We start from the raw sequence: 20,299 nt of genomic DNA on the forward strand, positions 1-20,299 counted from the left end.
ATGCGATGCCCGCTTGTCAGTGACCTTCGGTCAGCAGCACCGTGCCGTGGTCGACGGTGAGGAACTGCGCGCGGCCGTCAAGACTGGAGAACAGGGCGGCTTCCGTGCCGGTCATAAAAGTCTGGCAGCCGAGATTCTGGAGGATATCGAACAGAGCGGCGCGGCGTCCGGCGTCGAAATGCGCGGCGATCTCGTCCAGCAGCAGGATCGGCACCGAACCGGACATCTCGCTGCACAGCCGGGCGTGCGAGAGTACGATGCCGACCAGCAGCGCCTTCTGCTCGCCGGTCGAGCAAAGCTCCGCCGGCATGTTCTTCGGCCTGTGGCGGACCAGCATGTCCGAGCGGTGTGGCCCGTCCAGCGTTCGTCCTGCAGCGCGGTCGCGCTCGCGTCCATCGGCGAGCATCGCGCGAAACCGTTCCTCCAGATCGACCGCCGCATGTCGGGCGACAGCCTGTTCGAGAAAGCCGTCCAGAGCGATGTCGGCTTGTGGAAACGCGCCGTCGGAGGGCAGCTTTTCGACCATCGCCGTCAGCAGCCGGACGAGTTCCGCGCGGGCGGCGGCGATCGCCACGCCGGTCTCGGCCATCTGGGTCTCGATGGCGTTGAACCATCCGCTATCGCGCGATCCTTCGGCGAGCAGGCGGTTGCGACCGCGCATCGCCTTCTCATAATCGCTGGCGCGTTGCCCATGCTGTGTATCGATGGCGAGGACCAGACGGTCGAGAAAGCGGCGGCGGTCGCCGGCCGGACCGGTGAACAGCGCGTCCATGGATGGCGTCAGCCAGATGACGCGCAACCATTCGAGCAGTTCTTCGGCCGAGCGCGCATTGGCGCCGTTGATGCGCACCTTCCGGCCGGTCTCACCGGGAGCGTTGCCGGCCGTGCCGGTGCCGATCATGCCCGTTCCCAGCGGCCCTTCAAGGGTCGCGTTGACGGCGAAGCCGTCCTCCGCGCCTTCGCGCCGCACCTCTTCGAACGTGGCCCGGCGCAGACCTCGGCCGGGGGAAAGGAAGGATACCGCTTCCAAAAGGTTGGTCTTGCCCGCGCCATTCTCGCCGGTGAGCACCACCGCACCCGGCTTCAGGTCGACCGAGAGGGATGTGTAGTTGCGGAAATTGGCGAGCTGCAACCGGCTGATATGGGGCGTGCTCTGCGATGTGCTTAAAGTGGCCAAGACCGGCTGGGATGCGGGCCTACACCCGCATCGGCATCAGCACGTAGAGCGCGCGCTCGTCGGCCGTGTCGTGGATCAGCGTCGGCGAACCGGCATCCGCCAGCATGAACTTCGCCTCGCTGCCCGAAAGCTGCGCCGCTACGTCGAGCAGGTAGCGTGCGTTGAAGCCGATTTCGAGCGGGTCGGACGAATAGTCGGCCGCAAGCTCCTCGGTTGCGCTGCCGGAATCCGGATTGTTTACCGCCAGCGTCACCTGGCCGCTGCCGATGGACAGCTTCACCGCCCGCCCGCGCTCCGATGAGATGGTCGACACACGGTCGACGGCCTGGGCGAATGTTTGCCGGTCGATGACGAGCTGCTTGTCGTTGCCGGTGGGGATGACGCGCTGGTAGTCCGGGAACGTGCCATCGATCAGCTTCGACGTCAGCACGATGCTGCCGATGGTGAGCCGGATCTTGGTGTCGGAAAGCTCGACCGTCACCGCGATGTCCGGATCGTCCAGCAGCTTCTGCAACTCGCTGACCGTCTTGCGCGGCACGATGATGCCGGGCATGCCCTCCGAACCCGCGGGCGCATCGATCTCGGCGCGCGCCAGACGGTGGCCGTCGGTGGCGACGGCGCGCAGCTTCAGCTTGCCGCCGACATCCAGCGTGTGGAGATAGATGCCGTTGAGATAGTAGCGCGTCTCCTCGGTGGAGATCGCGAACTGCGTCTTGTCGATCAGCGCCTTCAGCGACGGAGCCTCCAGCCGGAAGATGTGCGACAGCGAGCCGGCGGTGAGTTCGGGGAAATCGGACTGCGGCAAGCATTGCAGGCGGAAACTGGAACGGCCGGAAATGACGGTCATCGAGTTGCCGTCCTCGTCCGTCCTCAGCATCACCTCCGCGCCCTCCGGCAGCTTGCGGACGATGTCGTAGAGCAGATGCGCCGGCACGGTGGTCGCGCCCGCGCGCTCCACCACGGCAGGCGTCGCTTCGGTGATTTCGAGGTCGAGGTCGGTCGCCTTCAGCTCGAGGCTGGCGCCGGTGGCGTTGAGCAGCACGTTCGACAGGATCGGTATGGTGTTGCGGCGCTCAACCACGCGGTGAACATGGTTAAGGGATTTCAGGAGATTGGAGCGTTCGAGAACAACACGCATGACAAGGCTCGGTCTGGGCTGCCCGGCGCCCGCCCGGTCGGGACGGCGGCACCTCGCAGGAAGCGGATGGAGTTCCAAGCAGACTGACAGGAAATGCTCGGGAAAGGCAAGCCCGCGGCGCGGTTTTGAGCCGCGCCGCGGGTGGCCTGGGGATAACGCCCGCCGGGAGGAGCAAGGCGGTCCGCCTCTATCCCCGGCCTGAGATCGGGGGCAGCCTTACCCTTGCTCGTTGATCAGGCGGCGCAGCAGTTCGAGTTCCTGCGCCAGCGTGTTGTCGCCGGAGGACAGGTCCTCGATCTTGCGGACGGCATGGAGCACTGTCGTATGGTCGCGGCCGCCGAAGCGCCGGCCGATCTCGGGCAGCGAACGCGGCGTCATCACCTTGGACAGATACATGGCGATCTGGCGCGGCTTGACGATGGTGCGCGTGCGCCGGTTGGACAGCAGCTCCGTCTTCGACACATTGTAGTGCCGCGCCACGATGCGCTGTATGTCCTCGATGCGCACCCGCTTCGGCTCGCCCGAGCGGTAGATATGGCCCAGGATCTCGTCGATGCGCTCGACCGTGATCTGGGGTTCCAGCGACTGGCGGAAGACGAGCTGGTTAAACGCGCCCTCAAGTTCACGGCCGCTGCCGGTCACGGTGCGCGCGACATGCTGAAGCACTTCTTCCGAAATGCTGATCGACTGGTCTTCGGCGCGCGCCGAGGCCATGCGCTGCTTCAGCATGGCAAGGCGCATGCCGTAATCGGGCGCCGCCATTTCGAGCGCGACGCCGCCATTGAGGCGCGACCGTACGCGCGGCTCCAGCGACTCCAGTTCCGCCGGCGGGCGATCCGCCGCCACCACGACCTGCCTGGCGCTGTCGAGCAGCATGTTGATGAGATGGCAGAACTCGTGCTGGATCGACTTGCCCTGCAGGAACTGCATGTCGTCGATGATGAGAAGATCGATGTCGCGCAGCTGCTCCTTCAGCGTCAGCGCGTTGTTGTCGCGGATCGCGGTGGCGAAGCGCCACATGAAATATTCCGCCGTCAGATAGACCACCCGCGCTTTCGGATTGGCGGCCAGCGCCGCCGTGGCGATGGCTTGCAGAAGGTGCGTCTTGCCGAGGCCGACAGAGGCATGCAGGAAGAGGGGATTGAAGCGCACGGCGCTCGATCCCGATTCCGCGACCGAGCGCGCGGCAGCCAGCGCCACGCGATTGGACGGGCCTTCGACGAAGGACTGGAACGTGTATCTGGGGTCGAGCGGGGAGCCGAGCACGCTTTGCCGCGCGACGGGCTCGGCCGGCGTCGGGCGTACCGTGGAGCCGCGCTCGTTGCGGTTCGCCGGCATCGCGCCGCTCGCGGCGACGGGAGCATAGGCGGTCTTGCGCAGCCCGGCCTCGGCCTCAGGCGCCGCTGCCTTGCCCTGCCGGGTCGCGCTGCGGACGATCACCTCCACCTTGAGGACCGACGCGTCCTCGCGCTTCCAGAGCGCAGAGATGGTGTCGAGATAGTGGCCATTGATCCAGGTCTTCAGAAATGCCGTGGGGACGGACAGGCGGACAAGACCTTTCGAAACCTCGTCGAGCTTCATGCGGCCGAACCAGCTTGCATAGACTTCGCTACCCAGCTGCGCCTTGAGCTGCGTCTTCACCCGCTCGAAGGCCTGTTCCCCATGGGACGCCGTTCCGTCTTCGCCCTGGATGAGAGCCGAAGTGGGGAATTGTCCCGGTTTGGGTTCTTCGGCAAAGCCGCTCTTCATTATCCGCATCCTCTCTCTGTTCTGCCACCGGCGGTCCCGCGCCGGCGTGATTGCTGCTGCGCCTCGTAATGCGCACAATCTCCCCGTTGGATGCTCGGGCGAGCATCCGGCGTTCAATCCGACTCCTTGTGACGGACAGGCAAAAACTCATTCCCGGCGCGAATGGACTCCGCGCCCGTTGAATTCCCGCTATGTCGACTTACCCCACTTTTACGCCGCACCATCGGGACAAACGAACCCCGCCGCATGGGGTTGACCCCGCGCGATCAAAATCGGAATGTTTGCTTGTTTCGGGGCGATTGCCGTCCCGTCTGGCAACCCGACACTACAAAAATCTCTGTGGAGAGCAAGGGCGCGGCTAACCGATTCTTAAGCAATCGGGTGCGACCGATGGTTGCTTCGGGACGTGATTTTTTTGACTCAATCGGCAAAGCCCTGTTGATTCAACGCCCTTCGCCTGTCCCGTTGCCGGCCTTCGCCGACGAGAAAAAAAATCAAAAAATTCGCTTGACAGCGTGCCCGTCCACCATCGGCGCCGAGCCCATGAACAGTTTGTGGATAACCTTCCATAACCCTTTGGAAGAATTAAGGAAAATAGGGCAGGTAAAATTATTGCGACGGCGTGCCGGATGCTTCCGCAACCGCCCGCGGGGGCCGCTTGTCGGCAAAGGAATATGTATGAGATCGGAGCTTCCGTTGCGGCATCGCGCATCGTGCGAACGGATACCGGCGGGATTCAGCGCATAAGCGCCGCCTGTCTGCAATGCGCGCTGCCGGCAAAAGAAAAACCCGGCGCAAAGCGCCGGGCTTGCCTGTCGATGCGTGAAAGATCAGGCGCCGAGCGTTTTGACGCGATTGGCAAGGCGCGACACCTTGCGGGACGCCGTGTTCTTGTGCAGCACGCCCTTGGTGGCGGCGCGCATCAACTCCGGCTGTGCTACGGCGAAAGCCGCCTGAGCCGCTGCCTGGTCGCCGGAGGCGAGGGCCTCTTCCACCTTGCGGACAAAGCCGCGCACGCGCGAACGCCGGGACTTGTTGATTTCGGCGCGCCGCGCGATCTTGCGGGTAGCCTTCTTGGCCGAAGACGTGTTGGCCATGATGCCTCTCTATTCTTCTGTGTAAGGCCGCGGCTTGAACCGTCAGGCACAAAAAAAGACAGGGCAGCCAATGGGCCGCCTCGGTTGGGCGCGCATATAGCCCAGCTTTGCCGCACCGTCAACGAGGCAGACGCTATTTTGCTCAGCGATTGCGGAAGTTGGGGGTCCGCTTCTCCACGAAGGCGGCCATGCCCTCCTTCTGGTCTTCCAGCGCGAACATCGAATGGAAGACGCGCCGCTCGAACCTCAGCCCCTCGCCGAGCGTGGTCTCATAGGCGCGGTTGACGGCCTCCTTGACCATCATCGTCGCCGGCTGCGACATGTCGGCGATCTTCGCCGCCGCCCTCAGCGTCTCCTCCAGCAACTCGCCGAGCGGCACCACCCGCGAGACGAGGCCCGACCGCTCTGCCTCCGCCGCATCCATCATGCGCCCGGTGAGGCACATATCCATCGCCTTCGACTTGCCGACGAAGCGCGTCAGCCTCTGTGAGCCGCCCATGCCCGGCATAACGCCGAGCGTGATCTCGGGCTGGCCGAACTTCGCATTGTCGGCTGCGATGATGAAGTCGCACATCATGGCGAGCTCGCAGCCGCCACCCAGCGCATAGCCGGCGACGGCCGCGATGACGGGCTTGCGCACGCGGGTGAATTCCTCCCAGCCGCCGAAGAAATCCTCGGCATACATTTCGGCGAACTGTCTGTTCTGCATCTCCTTGATGTCCGCGCCGGCCGCGAAGGCCTTTTCGGAGCCCGTCAGGACGATGCAGCCGATGGCCGGGTCCGCTTCGAATGACCGCGCCGCGTCGACAAGCTCCGCGAGCACCTGCGAATTGAGCGCATTCAGCGCTTTCGGGCGGTTGAGCGTGATCAGCCCGATCTTGCCGCGGGTTTCGACGAGAATGGTCTCATGGGGCATGGCGATGGTCCTTGCGTCGATGGAAATGCGCCGTCATCTCTGGCAGACGGGACAGAAGAATGTCGAGCGTCCGCTTTGTACGATGCGGTGGATGACGCCGTTGCAGCCGGGCTTGCGGCATGCCTCCCCTTCGCGATCGTAGACGGAAAAACGGTGCTGGAAGTAGCCGAGCGAGCCGTCGACATGCATATAGTCGCGCAACGACGAACCGCCGGCCTCGATCGCCTCCGCGATCACGTCGCGGACGGCTTCGGCAAGACGCTCGGCGCGCTGCGTCGGTCCACCGGACCTGGACGCGATCGAGCCGGCCGCGCGCCGTGGGGACAGGCCGGCCCGCCAAAGGGCTTCCGACGCATAGATATTGCCAAGCCCGGCGATCAGCTTCTGGTCGAGGAGCGCCGCCTTCAGCGGCGCTGAGCGTCCGGCGAACAGCCGGGCCAGCAAAAAACCGTCGAGCGCATTGCCGGTAGGCTCCACGCCGAGACCGTCCAGCATGGCGTGTCCGCCGTCTCTGTTCGCGAACAGCATGAAGCCGAAGCGGCGCGGGTCGTTGAAGACGACACGGGTCGGTCCGGCGCGCGTGCCGATCAGGTGAAAGACGACATGGTCGTGGACGCTGTCCTTCGAGCGCTCGTGGTGGAACGTTCCCGGTACCGATGAATTCGCATCGCTCTCGATCCGGAAAGAGCCGGTCATACCGAGATGGCAGATGAGCGTCGGCGCGGCAGCGGTCTGCAGCAGCAGATACTTGGCCCGCCTTGCTATGCCGAGAACCCTCTGGCCGGCGAGTCGCACCGGCAGATCGGCCGGAAGCGGGAAGCGCAGATCGGGGCGGCGCAGTTCCACGCTTTCGATCACGGCGCCATCGAATGCGGGCTCGAGCCCGCGCCGCACGGTTTCGACTTCTGGAAGCTCGGGCATTCAGGCGATCGCGGAATAAAAGGAGGAACCGTGGCGGCCGACGGGCAGGCCGAGGTGCTCGGCCACCGTCTCGCCAATATCGGCGAAGGTGATGCGCAGACCCGCGCTGCCGCCCCGGAAGCCTGGAGCGATGCCGAAGACCGGAACGCGCTCGCGCGTGTGGTCCGTGCCTTTCCAGGTCGGGTCGCAGCCATGATCGGCCGTCAGCAGAAGGAGATCGCCGGGCCGGAGTTTCGCAAGGAACTCCGGCATGCGTCGGTCGAACTCCTCAAGCGCCGCCGCATAGCCGACAACGTCCCGTCGATGCCCGTAGAGCGTGTCGAAATCGACGAAGTTGGCGAAGACGAGGTCGCCGTCGCGCGCGTCGTCCATCGCGCCGAGCGCCTTGTCGGCCAGCGCCATGTTGCTGGCGCCCTTGCGCACTTCGCTGACGCCGCGATGCGCGAAGATGTCGCCGATCTTGCCGATGCCGATGACGCGTCCGCCGGCGGCCTCCACCCTGTCGAGCAGCGTGGGCTCTGTCGGCGGCACGGCATAGTCGCGGCGGTTGGCGGTCCGCTCGAACGTATCGCGCGTCTCACCGGTGAAGGGGCGGGCGATGACGCGCCCGATATTGAGCGGATCGACCAGCCGGCGAACCACCTCGCAGAGCCGGTACAGACGCTCCAGCCCGAAATGCGTTTCGTGCGCGGCGATCTGGTAGACCGAATCGGCCGAGGTGTAGCAGATCGGCTTGCCGGTGCGGATATGCTTCTCGCCCAGTTCCGCGATGATCTCCGTGCCCGATGCATGGCGGTCGCCCAGAATGCCGGGAAGCCCGGCCTCGCGGACAATGGCGGCGGTCAGCTCGGCCGGGAATGTCGGCTGCGTCTCGGGAAAATAGCCCCAGTCGAAAGGCACGGGGAGCGCCGCGATCTCCCAGTGTCCGGACGGCGTATCCTTGCCGCTGGAAATTTCCTGCGCCGCCGCATGGAAGGAGCCGGCCAGCGGATTTCCGCCAAGCCCGTGCGCGGAACCGTTCGCGATGCGTGCGGCTTCGCCGAGGCCGAGCGAGGCCATATGCGGAAGCGAGAGCGGGCCTTTCCTGATGCCGGCGCGATCGGCGTCGCCGCACACGCATGCCGCCGCGATATGGCCGAGCGTATCGGCTCCCTCGTCGCCGTAGCGGGCGGCGTCTGCGGCCCCGCCAACGCCGAAAGAATCAAGTACAAAGAGAAAGGCTCGCGCCATGGATGCTCCGCCCTCGCGTCCTCGCCAAGATGGGTGGCGGCGGGCCTATTGGCAAGCGGGCGCCGGCAGGAGGCGGAAAAACGGTTTGAAGTCGACAGGAAGGTTCACCCCGACCGCCCGGGAGCCTGCGCGTGGCATGTCGCTGAGGCGCGTCGCGCTCGCTCTCGCATTCCTGCTTTCGCCGGCAGGCGCGCCGGCATCGGCGCAGACAGCGCCCGAAGGGATCGGTACGTTCCGGATTGGCATTCTCGCGGAAGCCGGCTCGGACTCCTCGGTGCAGGACCTCGCTGGTCTGAAGAAGGCGTATACGCTTGCGCTCGGCATTCCCGTGGAGTTCTTCGTCGCCGAAGACTATCGCACGCTGATCGAGGCGCAGACCGAAAGGCGCATCGACTACGCAGTCTATTCCGTCACGGCCTATGCGACGGCGGAGCTTGCATGCGGATGCGTGTCGGCGCTCGTGGCCCCGACGGCGGCGAGCGGCGCCATCGGAATACGCTCGGTGCTGGTTGCCCGGCCGGACGGCCCGAAATCGGTCTCGGACCTCGCCGGGTTCAGGATCGCGATTCCCGGGCGCGGCGACATCGCAGGCCGCGAACTGCCTTTGTTTTCGCTCGGCCGGGAAGGCCATGCGTTACGAGGCGACGAGCCTTTCTTCGTTCAGGTCGCCTCCCAGGCCGAAGCGGACGACCGGCTGGTTGCCGGCGAGGTCGACGCCATGTTCGGCTGGATCGAGACCGGCATCGACAGGAACCCGTTGCCCGGAGACGGCACACTCGCGCGGCTGGCGGCGTCGGCGGGCGGAAGCGACGGATTCCAGGTCGTCTGGACGTCTGAATTGCTGCGCTACGGACCGCATGCGATCAGCAAGGATCTCGACCCGGAGGTGAGGCGGCGGTTGATCCCGTTCCTGACCGGGCTGAAGGACGGCGAGCCCGATCTCTTCGCTGCCCTGGCCAGGCATCAGCAAGGCGGCTTCGTCAGCGTGAACGACGCGGATTATGCGATCGCGGTCGATCTCGCGCGCTTCATTTCGGAAGCGAAATGACCGCTGCCGTCAAGGACAATCGTCGCAAGGAATCTTCTGGCTGATGCGCGGCCGCAGGTAAAATGTCTCGCCCATGCCGATATCGTTGAAGGCCGTGAGCAATCCCATCGAGGTGGCGTCGCCGTTCCACGTCACGACCGGCTCGTAGTTCAGGGAACTGCGAACGCGGATGTAGAAGGCGCCCGGCGCCCTGATGCGGTTCAGCTGGCTGTCGGTGACGACGCTGTTCTTGGCGACGACTGCGACGGGGTTGCCGCTCGAATTCAGCTTCAGCGACCAGGCGACCCGCGCGACCGGCGTCGCCTCCGTGCCGAGCTGGATCGCGGTCACGTCGAGCGTGGGCTGCGACCGGTCGTAGGGCTGTATGATCGCCCCGCCGATCTGCATGATGGCGACGACCTCCGCCTTGGTGATCGCCGATTGCTGCGTGATCAGGTCGGCCACGGCGCTGCCCATCCGCGACACCTTCTTGTTCACCTCGATGCCCTGCGATGCCTCCATGGTGATGAAGTACATGCACAGCAGCACCGGCACGATGAAGGCGAACTCGACGGCGGCGACGCCGCGGCGGTCCTTGAGGAGCGCGCGGGCGCGCCGCGCCCTGGCTTCGATCCCGGAAGACAATCGAGACAGCATAGTCATGACAGGCCTCGCTCTAGTCGTCGAATGGCTCGTTGCGCCAGGTCGCCGTGGCGAAATGCAGCGTCTTGCCGCCCTTGAGGGTGGACATCTGCTTGCGCAGCAGATCGGTCATGATCGGCCACCTGTAGAAGACGCGCAGCACATTGATGGATTGCGAAGGACCCGGCTTGTACTGAAAGCCCCCGGGCAGCGCGATCTCGCCGGCGGCGTTGACGTGCGTGCGGAGCGCCGCGGCCTGCGCGAAGGTGGTGAAGTTCTGGAGGTCGATCGACAGGCCGGGGCAGCCCGCGCCGACGAAGATCTGCAACTCGTCGCAGAACTTCTCCTGGAACTCCGTCTGCGAATAGGTATCCGGCTTGATGCGTCCGGTGCGCAGTTCGCGGGCGAAATCGTCGGTGATGTTCTGCATATACTCTTCGGCCGCGAAGGAAATGCAGCTTTCGAGTATGGCGAAGACCAGCAGCGAGAACGGCATCGCGAGCAGGGCGAATTCGACCACCGTCGCGCCCTTGCGATCCTTGGTGAAGCTGCGCAGAAATCGTCTGCGCCCCTTCTTCGCCGTGGCGGCTTCCTTTGTTTGTTTGTTGCTCATAGGCTTCCCGCGCCCATATCCCGTTCACGTGCATCAATAGCGGAAACACGTTGAGATGCTGTTTTGCCGACAGTTAGAAAACACCGTCGCGACTTAACGGGCCGCTAACTTCTGCCGGGGCAGGCGGGAAAAAACGTCAGGGAGCGCCTGCGTTTTCCGAGTCGGAGAGGAACGCCGCTTCGCATTTCGGCGTGCAGGACAGCATTTCCGTCGCGGCGCGACGGAAGATGCGCACCGTGCCCCTTTCGTCGCGCGAGACGACCACCTGCTGATCGACGATGGGAGCGCCGTTGCCGTCGAGAATGACGAGGTTGGTCTGCCCGAATGCCTTTCCGGTGAGCACGATCGTCGTCGCATCCTGAACGGACGCATCGACGATCTGCGGATTGCCGATCACGACGGTGTCGGCCGGCCGTGCGAGCTTGAGAATCTTCGCCTGGTTGACGCTGACGCCGATATCGGCCGCCAATGCCGCGTTGCTCGCGAGCGTGGCGACGGACAGCATGACCGCGAAGCCTGCCCTGGAAGGAATGCGCATGCCCTCTGCCTCCGCATCTCGAAGTGTTGAATGGAAAATGAACCAGATTGGTGAACCAAGCGTTAAGGGCTTGCCGCGACCCGGCAATGCGCGCGCCACGCGCGATTCTTTATAGTGGACAGGGATCGGGGTGTCCGTTGCGCGCCAATCGTTTAGCCGGCCATTAACCACCGAAACGAGGGCCGATGCCGCAAGGTTTCGGTAACGCTGTCTCTTAAGCCGATTGAAAGAGCTTCCGCATAGTGTGCAGTCATCCGATCGACGGAAGAACAATGTTGACGGAAGTGCTGTATCACCCGGAGTAAGGAGTTCTCCAATGTCTAAGCTCATGGCGCGGTTCGCTAAGGACAAGTCCGGCGCTACCGCCATCGAATACGGTCTGATCGCCGCTCTGATCGCTCTCGCCATCATGGTCGGCGCTGGCGCCCTCGGCAACTCGCTGAACGCGCAGTTCAGCTTCATCGCGTCCAAGCTGAACGCCGCCGTGGACGAGTAATCGGCCGCTCGCTCGACGATTGAATGCAAGAGGCCGTCCCGTGGGGCGGCCTTTTGCTTTGTGATCCCTTTCATCCGAATCCGCCGGTCCGCTCATGCTCTACGCTGCGATATTCGTCATCTTTCCGTTCTGCATGGTTTTCGCGGTGATATCCGACCTCCTGTCGATGACGATCGCCAACCGCGTGTCCGTGCTTCTCGTGGCGGCGTTTGCCGTCCTCGCGCCCCTGACCGGCATGGACTGGGCGACATACGGCTTGCATTTCCTTGCCGGAACGCTGGTTCTGGCAGTGACCTTCGGCATCTTCGCCATCGGCGGCATGGGCGGCGGCGACGCCAAGCTGATGACCGGCACCGCGGTCTGGATGGGCTTCAATTTCCAGCTGCTCGACTATCTTGTCTCGGCTGCGTTCCTGGGCGGTCTGCTGACCATTCTCATCCTCATGTTCCGGAAATCGCCGCTGGCGACAGTGCACGGCAACAATATGTTCCTGCGCCACCTGAGCGACGAAAGCACCGGCATTCCTTATGGCATCGCGCTCGGCGTGGCTGGACTTCTGGTGTTTCCGCAGTCGCCTCTCGTCGTCTCCGCGCTGCAGCAGCTCGCCGCGAACTAGGTACGGCATCGATCCGAGGGTTTGAATAAACTTTAAATTAATCACGATCGTAAGGATTGCATTAACCCTAATTTGACGATTGGCCGCGCAATGTCTGCCTCGGACTGCTGATTTGCCGAGTGCGGGGCACGATGTCATGGCTGCATCGCGATTGATTATCCTGGGTGTCGCTGTCGCTGCTGCGGGCGGCGCGGGATACGTTGCAAAATTTATGTCGAAGGAGCCGCCGCGGGTGACGGTCACCGCGCCGGCGCCGGCGATCCCGACATCGGAGGTGCTCGTTCTCAGGGGCGACGTCCCGATGGGGACGCAGCTCGCCGACAAGATCGGCTGGCAGAACTGGCCGCAGGACGCGGTCAACGAGAACTTCATCACCCGCAGCGCCGAACCCGAAGCGCTGGACCAGATGCGCGAATCGATAGCACGCGTGCCGCTCTATGCAGGCGAGCCGGTGCGCAAGTCGAAACTGGTGGGCGGCGGCGTCTCCTTCCTTTCGTCCGTGCTGCCGGCCGGCTATCGCGCCGTGGCCACCTCGATCAGCGCGGATACGTCCGCGGGCGGCTTCATCCTGCCCAACGACTATGTCGACGTCATCATGGTGCGCCGGGGCGAAGGCTCGTCGAGCGCGACCGGTGGCTACACCACCGAGACCATCCTCAAGAACATACGGGTTCTGGCGATCGACCAGACCATCCAGCTGGACGAGGAAGGCAAGCGCACGCGCGTCGGCCAGACGGCGACGCTGGAGCTGACGCCGCAACAGGCCGAGATCATCACCGTTGCGCAGCAGATGGCGGATCGGCTGGCCCTGTCGTTGAGGGCGGTCGCGGATACGAATGAGAGGCCGACGGGGCAGGCGGATTATCTGGTCTCGGGCCGGGGCAAGGGCGTCATCCGCGTGATCAAGTCGGGGCAGGTTTCCGAGGTGGGGGCAAGGCAATGATGCATCCGAAGAGCCTTCGGCTGGAGATGCGCGCGCGTTTGCGAACTGTGCTGCGATTGACCACGGCGTGCGTCCTGTCGTCGGCGATGCTGGCGGCGAGCCCGGTCATTCCGGCGATGGACACCGCCGCCGTCGCCAAGGACGCGAAGGTGCGCTCTACCGGGCGCGGCGCGCAGCGGGTCAAACTTGGCCTCAACAAGTCGATCATCATTGACCTGCCGGAGGACGCCTACGACATCCTGGTCGCCAATCCCGGCGTGGCGGATGCGGTGACGCGCACCTCGCGGCGCATCTACATGTTCGGCAAGTCGGTCGGCGAAACCAACATCTACGTCTTCGGCGCCAATGGCGAGCAGATCGTCAGCCTCGACCTCAAGGTCGAGCGCGACGTTTCCGGGCTGGAGGAATACCTCAAGCGCTTCCTTCCGTCCTCCGACATCACGGTCGAGCTGCTCAACGACAACGTCATCCTGACCGGAACGGTGGATACGCCGCTCGACGCCACCCGGGCCGTCGATCTGGCCCGCATCTTCGTGACCGGCGGCGAGGCGACGACGGGACAGTATTCGCAGACGGCCGCCGGCGGTTCGGCGAATGGCGGGGTGGCGATCGACAACCCCGACGAGTCCCGGCGCGTCAGCCAGATCGTGAACCTTCTCAAGATCGTCGGCGAGGACCAGGTCACGCTCAAGGTGACGGTCGCCGAGATCAGCCGCGCCGTGATGAAGCAGCTCGGCGTGACGCTGATCGCCAACGGAAGCTCGGACGGTTTGAGCTGGGGCGCCTTCAGCGACAGCATTATGGGCCTCGGCAAGCCGCTCGCGGATTCCGGCGTGTCCAGTGCTTATAATGCCGGTTCGGCGCTCATCCAGAGCTACATCAACGCCATGGAGCAGACCGGCGTGATGAAGACGCTGGCGGAGCCGACGCTGACGGCGGTTTCGGGCGAGAAGGCGACTTTCCGTGTCGGCGGTGAGTTCAATCTTGTCAGCAGCCAGTCTGTGACCCCGCCTGACGAGGAAGAGAACGATCCGGCGACGATCACCTACGGCATCACCAAGCTGGAATATGGCATCGGTCTCGAATTCCTGCCGACGGTCCTGTCGCCGGGGCGCATCAGCCTCAAGGTGCGGACATCCGTTTCCGAGCCGACGACGGAAGGCTCCGTCGGTCTCGCGACGGGCATCAACCACCCCGGCGCCACCATGCTTTCGATCCGCAAGCGCCTTGCCGACACGACGGTGGAACTGCCTTCCGGCGGCTCCATGATGATCGCCGGTCTTGTGCGCGACGACGTGCGTCAGGCGGTGAACGGCCTGCCGGGCCTGTCGAAGCTGCCGGTGCTCGGCACGCTGTTCCGTAGTCGCGACTTCATCCGCAACGAGACCGAACTCGTCATCATCATCACGCCCTACCTGACCAAGCCGACCGCGCGCTCGGCGCTCGCCAAGCCGGACGACAACTTCAATCCGCCGAGCGACGGCGCCGGAATGTTCCTCGGCCGCGTCAACCGGGTCTACGGAACGATGAAGACCAATCTGCCGAACGGCCAGTATCACGGCGTCGTCGGCTACATCTACAAGTGATCGGAGTACCGACACCATGCGCTTCGACCTGCGAAGAGACCGGAACTCCACCGCGCTGCGCCTGGCGCTTGCCGCCACGGCGGTCGCCCTGCTCGCGGGCTGCGCCAATCGCGACAGCGTCACCGTCGGGTCCATTCCGGACGACTACCGCACCCGTCATCCGATCGTCGTTTCCGAGAAGGAGCAGTCGGTGGACGTGCCTGTCGCCGCGACCGATCGCGGCGTGACCATCACCCAGCGCGACGCCGTCGAAGGATTCATCGCGAATTACGACCGCAGCGCCGCGCCGCCGGTCACCATCCTCACGCCCTACGGTTCGCAGAACGAGATCGCGGCGAACAATGTGGCGCAGGGCCTCGTGCATCTCCTGAAAAAGAACGGCGTGCCCGCGAGCCGTATCGCCATCGCCGCCTATCAGGCGGACGCGGCCGAGACGGCGGCGCCCATCCGTGTGTCCTACGTGGCCATGATGGCCCATACGAGCAAGTGCGGAAGGTGGCCCGACGACCTCACCAAGACGTCGGAGAACAAGAACTACGCCAATTTCGGCTGCTCGTACCAGAACAACCTGGCGGCGCAGATCGCCAATCCGGCCGACCTGCTCGGGCCGCGCAAGCCGGGCGAGATCGACGCCGAACGCCGCAACATCATCATTGACGACTATCGCAACGCGTCGACCGGCGGCTTGGGCGAAGTCCAGTATTAAGGAAAAGGCGCGGAGGCGGGCATGAGCAACAACGCAGCCTACGACAACGCATATGACGAGGCGGAACAGGAGCAGCGGGACACGGCGGCATTGCAGTCGATGCGCCCGATCCCGCGGATCTCGATCCAGGCCTTCTGCGAGACCGAAGGCATCGCCAACCCGATCGAACGCGCCTCGGAAGACCGGCGCATGGCGCGTGCGCACCTCAAGGTGCACATGGGCGGCATTCCGACGGCCATCGAATTCTATCAGTCCGCGCCGACGCCGAACCTGATCATCCTCGAATCGCGGCAGGAGCCGAAGGAACTGCTGAACAGCCTTCGCCAGCTCGCGGAGCACTGCGATCCGAGTTCCAAGGTCGTGGTGATCGGCCACTACAACGACGTCGCCCTCTATCGCGATCTCGTGCGCTCCGGCGTATCCGAATACATGGTCGCGCCGATCTCGCTGGCTGATGTGATCGCAGTGATCTCGGCGATCTTCGTCGACCCGGAGGCGGCGCCGCTCGGCCGCTCCATCGCCTTTGTCGGCGCCAAGGGCGGCGTCGGTTCGTCCACGCTGGCGCACAATGTCGCCTGGTGCATGTCGAATCTGTTCAAATCGGAGGTCGTGGTGATGGACCTCGACCTTCCCTTCGGCACGGCCAATATCAATTTCGACCAGGACCCGGTGCAGGGCATCGCCGAAGCCGTTTTCTCGCCCGAGCGCATCGACGAGGTCTATCTCGACCGTCTGCTCGCGCAATGTGCCGAGCATCTGTCGCTGCTGGCGGCGCCGTCCACTCTCGACCGCGTCTACGACTTCGACGCGGACGCTTTCTCGGCCGTCATCGACACCGCACAGCGCACCGCGCCGCTTCTCGTCCTCGACGTGCCCCATGTCTGGAGCGGATGGAGCCGCAACACGCTGGCGCAGGCGGACGAGATCGTTATCACCGCCGTGCCCGACCTCGCCAATCTGCGCAACGCCAAGAACCTCGTCGACATGCTGAAGAAGATGAGGCCCAACGATGCGCCGCCGAAGCTCATTCTCAATCAGGCCGGCGTCCTCAAGCGGCCGGAGATTTCCGCAGCCGATTTCGCTGGTCCTCTCAACATCACGCCCATGGCGGTGATCCCCTTCGACGCGCAGCTCTTTGGCAATGCGTCGAACAACGGGCGCATGCTGGGCGAGATGGATGCCAAGCATGCAGCCGTGCATATGGTAAAAGACATCGCCCACGTCCTGACCGGCCGTGGCGAGATAAAGGCCAGGAAATCCATGGCCCTGTCCGGTTTGCTCGGCAAGCTGAAGCGGAAGACGTAAGCGCGTAGGGCGGACGACGGATCATGTTTGGAAAGCGCGGCAACGAAGGAGGCAATATCGGCGCGCCGGAATTCCGGCCGGTGCCGCCCCCACAGCCGCCTGCGGCAGGCTTCGCCGTCCCGGCAGCATCGCAGTCCGCCGCAGAGCCGCGCGCTGCCGCGGCAACTCCGCCGCGCATCGCCGTCGAAGCTCCGCCGCTGGCGCCGCGTCCGCGGCCGGCCACGCGCGAGCGCAGCGAAAGCTATTACGACACCAAATCCCAGGTCTTCTCCGCCCTCATCGACACGATCGACCTGTCGCAGCTCGCCAAGCTCGATCCCGAATCGGCGCGCGAGGAAATTCGCGACATCGTCAACGACATCATCGCGATCAAGAACTTCGCGATGTCGATCGCCGAGCAGGAAGAACTGCTCGAGGACATCTGCAACGACGTGCTGGGCTACGGTCCGCTGGAGCCTTTGCTGGCGCGCGACGACATCGCCGACATCATGGTCAACGGCGCCAAGACGGTCTTCATCGAAGTCAACGGCAAGGTCGAGCCGACGCAGATCCGTTTTCGCGACAACCAGCAGCTCCTGAACATCTGCCAGCGCATCGTCAGCCAGGTCGGCCGCCGCGTCGACGAATCCTCGCCGATCTGCGACGCGCGTCTGCCGGACGGCTCCCGCGTCAACGTCATCGCCCCGCCGCTGGCGCTCGACGGCGCCGCCCTCACCATCCGCAAGTTCAAGAAGGACAAGCTGACGCTCGACCAGATCGTGAAGTTCGGCGCCATCTCGCCCGAAGGGGCGGAGGTGCTGAAGATCATCGGTCGCGTCCGCTGCAACGTCGTCATCTCCGGCGGTACCGGCTCGGGCAAGACGACGCTGCTCAACTGCCTCACCCGGTATATCGACCGCGAGGAGCGCGTCATCACCTGCGAGGACTCGGCGGAGCTCCAGCTGCAGCAACCGCACGTAGTCCGGCTGGAAACCCGTCCGCCGAACCTTGAAGGCGAGGGCGAGGTGACCATGCGCGACCTGGTCAAGAACTGCCTGCGCATGCGTCCCGAGCGCATCATCGTCGGCGAGGTGCGCGGTCCCGAGGTCTTCGACCTGTTGCAGGCGATGAACACCGGTCACGACGGCTCGATGGGCACGATCCACTCGAACTCCCCGCGCGAATGCCTCAACCGCATGGAATCGATGATCGCGATGGGCGGCTTCTCGCTGCCGCAGAAGACGGTGCGCGAGATCATCGTCGGCTCCGTCGACGTCATCATCCAGGCCGCCCGCCTGCGCGACGGCTCGCGCCGCATCACCCACATCACCGAGGTGGTCGGCATGGAAGGCGACGTCATCATCACCCAGGATCTCGTCCTCTATAACATCAAGGGCGAGGACGCGAACGGCCGCATTCTCGGCCAGCATGTCTCGACCGGCATCGGACGCCCGCATTTCTGGGATCGCGCCCGCTACTACGGCGAGGAGCAGCGGCTGGCGACGGCGCTGGAAGCGATGGAAAAGCGGGCGGACTAGAATGAAACTGGCGAGGCGGTAGCCGATGTTCGGTCTGGACCTGACCATACTGGCGGTGATCGCCCTCGCCGGGCTCAGCGCGGGCAGTCTGGCCTATGCGTTCCTGTTCAACCGCGTCGCATCCGAGGCGAAGGTGGAGCGCCGCCTGGAGGGCGTCTCGCGGTCCGACGTTGAGCGCGACGCGATGCGCCAGGCGAAGGACAAGAACGCCGAGGTCGTGCGGCGCCGCAAGAACATCGCCGATTCGCTCAAGGATCTCGAAGCCAAGGAAAAGGACCGGGACCGCAACATCCGCCGGCCGCCGCTGAAGATACAGATCAAGCAGGCGGGCCTCAACCTGTCCATACAGCGCTTCTACATGCTTGCCGTCGCCTGCGGCCTCGCTCTCGCCGTCGCGGCTTTCATAGGCGGCCTGCCACGCTACGCCGTGCCGGCCGTCGCCATCGTGGGCGCGATCGGGCTGCCGCGATGGATCGTGGCGCTGGTGCGCAAGCGCCGCATCCAGAAGTTTCTGGAGGAATTCCCCAACGCGCTCGATATCATCGTGCGCGCCGTTAAGTCGGGCCTGCCGCTCAACGACGGCATCCGCATGATCGCCCACGAGGCCAAGGAGCCGGTCAGGACGGAATTCCGCCGCATCGTGGAGGCGCAGCAGCTCGGCCTTTCCATTCCCGACGCCTCGATGCGCATGATCGAGACCATGCCTTGCCCCGAGGCCGGCTTCTTCGGCATCGTCATCCAGATCCAGTCGCAGGCCGGCGGCAATCTGTCGGAAGCGCTGGGCAATCTGTCTCGCGTGTTGCGCGACCGCAAGAAGATGAAGGCCAAGGTCCAGGCCCTATCGATGGAAGCCAAGGCCTCTGCCATGATCATCGGCGCGCTGCCTTTCGTCGTCGCGTTTCTCGTCTATCTTTCGAGCCCCGGCTACATCATGCCGCTGTTCACCACGAGCCCCGGTCACATCATCATCGGCGTGGCGGGCTTCTGGATGCTGATCGGCATTCTGGTGATGCGGAAGATGATCAACTTCGAAGTGTGAGGCGGCCAAATGTCCGAACAAGTCATCCGCACCCTCACCGACCCCTCCTTCCTCATCGCGCTTCTGGTGGCGGTGGCGGTCTTCGCGACATTGCTGACGGCTCTGCCGGCGCTCGGCGGCGATCCGCTGAAGAACCGCATGAAATCCGTGGCGCTCGAGCGCGAGCAGCTGCGCGCCAAGCAGCGCAACTGGATGGCTACCGGCGACCAGAAGCGGCAGGGGCTTCGCGAGCAGCAGTCCCGCGTCCGCAGCATCGTGGACCGGCTCGATCTCCGGCGCGCGCTGGCCGACGAGGCGACGCTGCAGAAACTGCGGACCGCCGGCTATCGCGGCAGCAACCCGCTGACGATCTTTCTCTTCGCGCGCGTGACGCTGCCTTTCGCGGGCATCGCGCTCGCCGGCATCTATCTCTTCGTGCTCGGCGGCCTGCCGAAGCAGCCGACTTTCATAAAGCTTTTCGTCTGCGTTTGCGCCGCATATGCCGGCTTCTACCTGCCCGTGCTCTACGTCAGCAATCGCGGCACCAAGCGCAAGCAGTCTATCCAGCGGGCATGGCCCGACGCGCTCGACCTCATGCTGATCTGCGTGGAATCGGGCATGTCGGTCGAGGCCGCATTCCGCAAGGTGGCGGACGAGATCGGCACGCAGTCGGTCGATCTGGCGGAAGAGTTCGTGCTGACCAATGCGGAACTCTCCTTCCTTCAGGAGCGGCGGGCGGCCTACGAGAACCTCGCCGACCGCACCGGCCTCGATTCGGTCAAGGCGGTCACGCAGGCGCTGATCCAGGCGGAACGATACGGCACGCCGGTCGCCCATGCCCTGCGCGTGCTGGCGCAGGAAAGCCGCGAGATGCGCATGAACGAGGCCGAGAAGAAGGCGGCGGCCCTGCCTCCGAAGCTGACCGTGCCGATGATACTGTTCTTCCTGCCGGTGCTGTTCGCGGTCATCCTCGGACCCGCCGGCATTCAGGTCAGCCAGCGCGGCATCTTCCCGAACCAGCAGCAGTAAGTCCTTCCGCAGAACGGAAAAAGGACGCTCGGGTG

20 protein-coding genes are annotated in these 20,299 nt (G+C 64.5%); 10 read left to right on the forward strand and 10 right to left on the reverse strand.

The features are described 5' to 3' along the window. Positions 1–16: 16 nt before the first annotated feature. The 7 genes from recF to M9955_10955 form a co-directional block, all read right to left on the reverse strand. Positions 17–1,177 carry a DNA replication/repair protein RecF gene (gene recF, locus M9955_10925; GenBank protein ID MCO5082155.1) on the reverse strand — a complete coding sequence of 387 codons (1,161 nt, stop codon included), beginning with the start codon at positions 1,175–1,177 and terminating at the stop codon, positions 17–19. A 19-nt stretch (positions 1,178–1,196) separates the two neighbouring features. Continuing rightward, positions 1,197–2,315 carry a DNA polymerase III subunit beta gene (gene dnaN, locus M9955_10930; GenBank protein MCO5082156.1) on the reverse strand — a complete coding sequence of 373 codons (1,119 nt, stop codon included), beginning with the start codon at positions 2,313–2,315 and terminating at the stop codon, positions 1,197–1,199. A 216-nt stretch (positions 2,316–2,531) separates the two neighbouring features. Then, on the reverse strand, positions 2,532–4,064 hold the full coding sequence (dnaA, locus tag M9955_10935; protein MCO5082157.1) for a chromosomal replication initiator protein DnaA: 1,533 nt from the start codon (positions 4,062–4,064) through the stop codon (positions 2,532–2,534). 830 nt (positions 4,065–4,894) lie between these two features. Further along, a complete protein-coding gene (gene rpsT, locus M9955_10940; GenBank protein ID MCO5082158.1) occupies positions 4,895–5,161 on the reverse strand; it encodes a 30S ribosomal protein S20 in 267 nt (88 codons plus the stop codon). A 142-nt stretch (positions 5,162–5,303) separates the two neighbouring features. Continuing rightward, on the reverse strand, positions 5,304–6,077 hold the full coding sequence (locus M9955_10945; protein MCO5082159.1) for an enoyl-CoA hydratase: 774 nt from the start codon (positions 6,075–6,077) through the stop codon (positions 5,304–5,306). Between the two features lie 33 nt (positions 6,078–6,110). Then, on the reverse strand, positions 6,111–6,998 hold the full coding sequence (gene mutM / locus M9955_10950; GenBank protein ID MCO5082160.1) for a bifunctional DNA-formamidopyrimidine glycosylase/DNA-(apurinic or apyrimidinic site) lyase: 888 nt from the start codon (positions 6,996–6,998) through the stop codon (positions 6,111–6,113). Next, positions 6,999–8,228, reverse strand: coding sequence for a phosphopentomutase (locus M9955_10955; GenBank protein ID MCO5082161.1), 1,230 nt, complete (start codon positions 8,226–8,228; stop codon positions 6,999–7,001). A gap of 136 nt (positions 8,229–8,364) precedes the next feature. Between M9955_10955 and M9955_10960 the strand changes: the two genes are divergently transcribed. Then, the gene (locus M9955_10960) at positions 8,365–9,276 is read left to right on the forward strand and encodes a PhnD/SsuA/transferrin family substrate-binding protein (GenBank protein ID MCO5082162.1); all 912 of its coding nucleotides are present in this window, start codon (positions 8,365–8,367) and stop codon (positions 9,274–9,276) included. A gap of 9 nt (positions 9,277–9,285) precedes the next feature. On the opposite strand, the gene M9955_10965 is transcribed toward M9955_10960, so the two are convergent. From M9955_10965 to M9955_10975, 3 genes are all read right to left on the reverse strand, one after another. Next, positions 9,286–9,918: a pilus assembly protein gene (locus tag M9955_10965; protein ID MCO5082163.1), complete on the reverse strand. Its 633-nt coding sequence runs from the start codon at positions 9,916–9,918 to the stop codon at positions 9,286–9,288. Positions 9,919–9,931: 13 nt separating this feature from the next. After that, on the reverse strand, positions 9,932–10,510 hold the full coding sequence (locus tag M9955_10970) for a pilus assembly protein (GenBank protein ID MCO5082164.1): 579 nt from the start codon (positions 10,508–10,510) through the stop codon (positions 9,932–9,934). Positions 10,511–10,646: 136 nt separating this feature from the next. Then, positions 10,647–11,048, reverse strand: coding sequence for a pilus assembly protein N-terminal domain-containing protein (locus tag M9955_10975; GenBank protein ID MCO5082165.1), 402 nt, complete (start codon positions 11,046–11,048; stop codon positions 10,647–10,649). A gap of 316 nt (positions 11,049–11,364) precedes the next feature. Here M9955_10975 and M9955_10980 point away from each other — a divergent pair, with 316 nt between their 5' ends. The 9 genes from M9955_10980 (at position 11,365) to M9955_11020 (ending at position 20,264) form a co-directional block, all read left to right on the forward strand. Further along, the gene (locus tag M9955_10980) at positions 11,365–11,544 is read left to right on the forward strand and encodes a Flp family type IVb pilin (GenBank protein MCO5082166.1); all 180 of its coding nucleotides are present in this window, start codon (positions 11,365–11,367) and stop codon (positions 11,542–11,544) included. 94 nt (positions 11,545–11,638) lie between these two features. Further along, positions 11,639–12,160 carry a prepilin peptidase gene (locus tag M9955_10985; GenBank protein ID MCO5082167.1) on the forward strand — a complete coding sequence of 174 codons (522 nt, stop codon included), beginning with the start codon at positions 11,639–11,641 and terminating at the stop codon, positions 12,158–12,160. Between the two features lie 136 nt (positions 12,161–12,296). Next, positions 12,297–13,103: a Flp pilus assembly protein CpaB gene (gene cpaB, locus M9955_10990; GenBank protein ID MCO5082168.1), complete on the forward strand. Its 807-nt coding sequence runs from the start codon at positions 12,297–12,299 to the stop codon at positions 13,101–13,103. Between the two features lie 116 nt (positions 13,104–13,219). Next, complete coding sequence (locus tag M9955_10995; protein ID MCO5082169.1) at positions 13,220–14,689, forward strand: type II and III secretion system protein family protein; 1,470 nt, start codon at positions 13,220–13,222, stop codon at positions 14,687–14,689. Positions 14,690–14,705: 16 nt separating this feature from the next. After that, positions 14,706–15,395, forward strand: a complete 690-nt coding sequence (locus M9955_11000; protein ID MCO5082170.1) for a CpaD family pilus assembly protein — start codon at positions 14,706–14,708, stop codon at positions 15,393–15,395. A 21-nt stretch (positions 15,396–15,416) separates the two neighbouring features. Next, on the forward strand, positions 15,417–16,700 hold the full coding sequence (locus M9955_11005; GenBank protein MCO5082171.1) for a CpaE family protein: 1,284 nt from the start codon (positions 15,417–15,419) through the stop codon (positions 16,698–16,700). 23 nt (positions 16,701–16,723) lie between these two features. Continuing rightward, complete coding sequence (locus M9955_11010) at positions 16,724–18,217, forward strand: CpaF family protein (protein MCO5082172.1); 1,494 nt, start codon at positions 16,724–16,726, stop codon at positions 18,215–18,217. A 25-nt stretch (positions 18,218–18,242) separates the two neighbouring features. Next, complete coding sequence (locus M9955_11015; protein ID MCO5082173.1) at positions 18,243–19,256, forward strand: type II secretion system F family protein; 1,014 nt, start codon at positions 18,243–18,245, stop codon at positions 19,254–19,256. Positions 19,257–19,265: 9 nt separating this feature from the next. Then, positions 19,266–20,264, forward strand: a complete 999-nt coding sequence (locus tag M9955_11020; GenBank protein MCO5082174.1) for a type II secretion system F family protein — start codon at positions 19,266–19,268, stop codon at positions 20,262–20,264. Positions 20,265–20,299: the final 35 nt, after the last annotated feature.

This window comes from Rhizobiaceae bacterium (assembly GCA_023953845.1).
GTDB lineage: Bacteria > Pseudomonadota > Alphaproteobacteria > Rhizobiales > Rhizobiaceae > Arvimicrobium.

What these genes read in the sequence shown, in the direction of transcription:
- dnaN (MCO5082156.1), bottom strand. Translation starts at nt 2,315, where the DNA reads ATGCGTGTTGTTCTCGAACGCTCCAATCTCCTGAAATCCCTTAACCAT.
- dnaA (MCO5082157.1), bottom strand. Translation starts at nt 4,064, where the DNA reads ATGAAGAGCGGCTTTGCCGAAGAACCCAAACCGGGACAATTCCCCACT.
- rpsT (MCO5082158.1), bottom strand. Translation starts at nt 5,161, where the DNA reads ATGGCCAACACGTCTTCGGCCAAGAAGGCTACCCGCAAGATCGCGCGG.
- M9955_10945 (MCO5082159.1), bottom strand. Translation starts at nt 6,077, where the DNA reads ATGCCCCATGAGACCATTCTCGTCGAAACCCGCGGCAAGATCGGGCTG.
- mutM (MCO5082160.1), bottom strand. Translation starts at nt 6,998, where the DNA reads ATGCCCGAGCTTCCAGAAGTCGAAACCGTGCGGCGCGGGCTCGAGCCC.
- M9955_10955 (MCO5082161.1), bottom strand. Translation starts at nt 8,228, where the DNA reads ATGGCGCGAGCCTTTCTCTTTGTACTTGATTCTTTCGGCGTTGGCGGG.
- M9955_10960 (MCO5082162.1), top strand. Translation starts at nt 8,365, where the DNA reads ATGTCGCTGAGGCGCGTCGCGCTCGCTCTCGCATTCCTGCTTTCGCCG.
- M9955_10965 (MCO5082163.1), bottom strand. Translation starts at nt 9,918, where the DNA reads ATGACTATGCTGTCTCGATTGTCTTCCGGGATCGAAGCCAGGGCGCGG.
- M9955_10970 (MCO5082164.1), bottom strand. Translation starts at nt 10,510, where the DNA reads ATGAGCAACAAACAAACAAAGGAAGCCGCCACGGCGAAGAAGGGGCGC.
- M9955_10975 (MCO5082165.1), bottom strand. Translation starts at nt 11,048, where the DNA reads ATGCGCATTCCTTCCAGGGCAGGCTTCGCGGTCATGCTGTCCGTCGCC.
- M9955_10980 (MCO5082166.1), top strand. Translation starts at nt 11,365, where the DNA reads ATGTCTAAGCTCATGGCGCGGTTCGCTAAGGACAAGTCCGGCGCTACC.
- M9955_10985 (MCO5082167.1), top strand. Translation starts at nt 11,639, where the DNA reads ATGCTCTACGCTGCGATATTCGTCATCTTTCCGTTCTGCATGGTTTTC.
- cpaB (MCO5082168.1), top strand. Translation starts at nt 12,297, where the DNA reads ATGGCTGCATCGCGATTGATTATCCTGGGTGTCGCTGTCGCTGCTGCG.
- M9955_10995 (MCO5082169.1), top strand. Translation starts at nt 13,220, where the DNA reads ATGGACACCGCCGCCGTCGCCAAGGACGCGAAGGTGCGCTCTACCGGG.
- M9955_11000 (MCO5082170.1), top strand. Translation starts at nt 14,706, where the DNA reads ATGCGCTTCGACCTGCGAAGAGACCGGAACTCCACCGCGCTGCGCCTG.
- M9955_11005 (MCO5082171.1), top strand. Translation starts at nt 15,417, where the DNA reads ATGAGCAACAACGCAGCCTACGACAACGCATATGACGAGGCGGAACAG.
- M9955_11010 (MCO5082172.1), top strand. Translation starts at nt 16,724, where the DNA reads ATGTTTGGAAAGCGCGGCAACGAAGGAGGCAATATCGGCGCGCCGGAA.
- M9955_11015 (MCO5082173.1), top strand. Translation starts at nt 18,243, where the DNA reads ATGTTCGGTCTGGACCTGACCATACTGGCGGTGATCGCCCTCGCCGGG.
- M9955_11020 (MCO5082174.1), top strand. Translation starts at nt 19,266, where the DNA reads ATGTCCGAACAAGTCATCCGCACCCTCACCGACCCCTCCTTCCTCATC.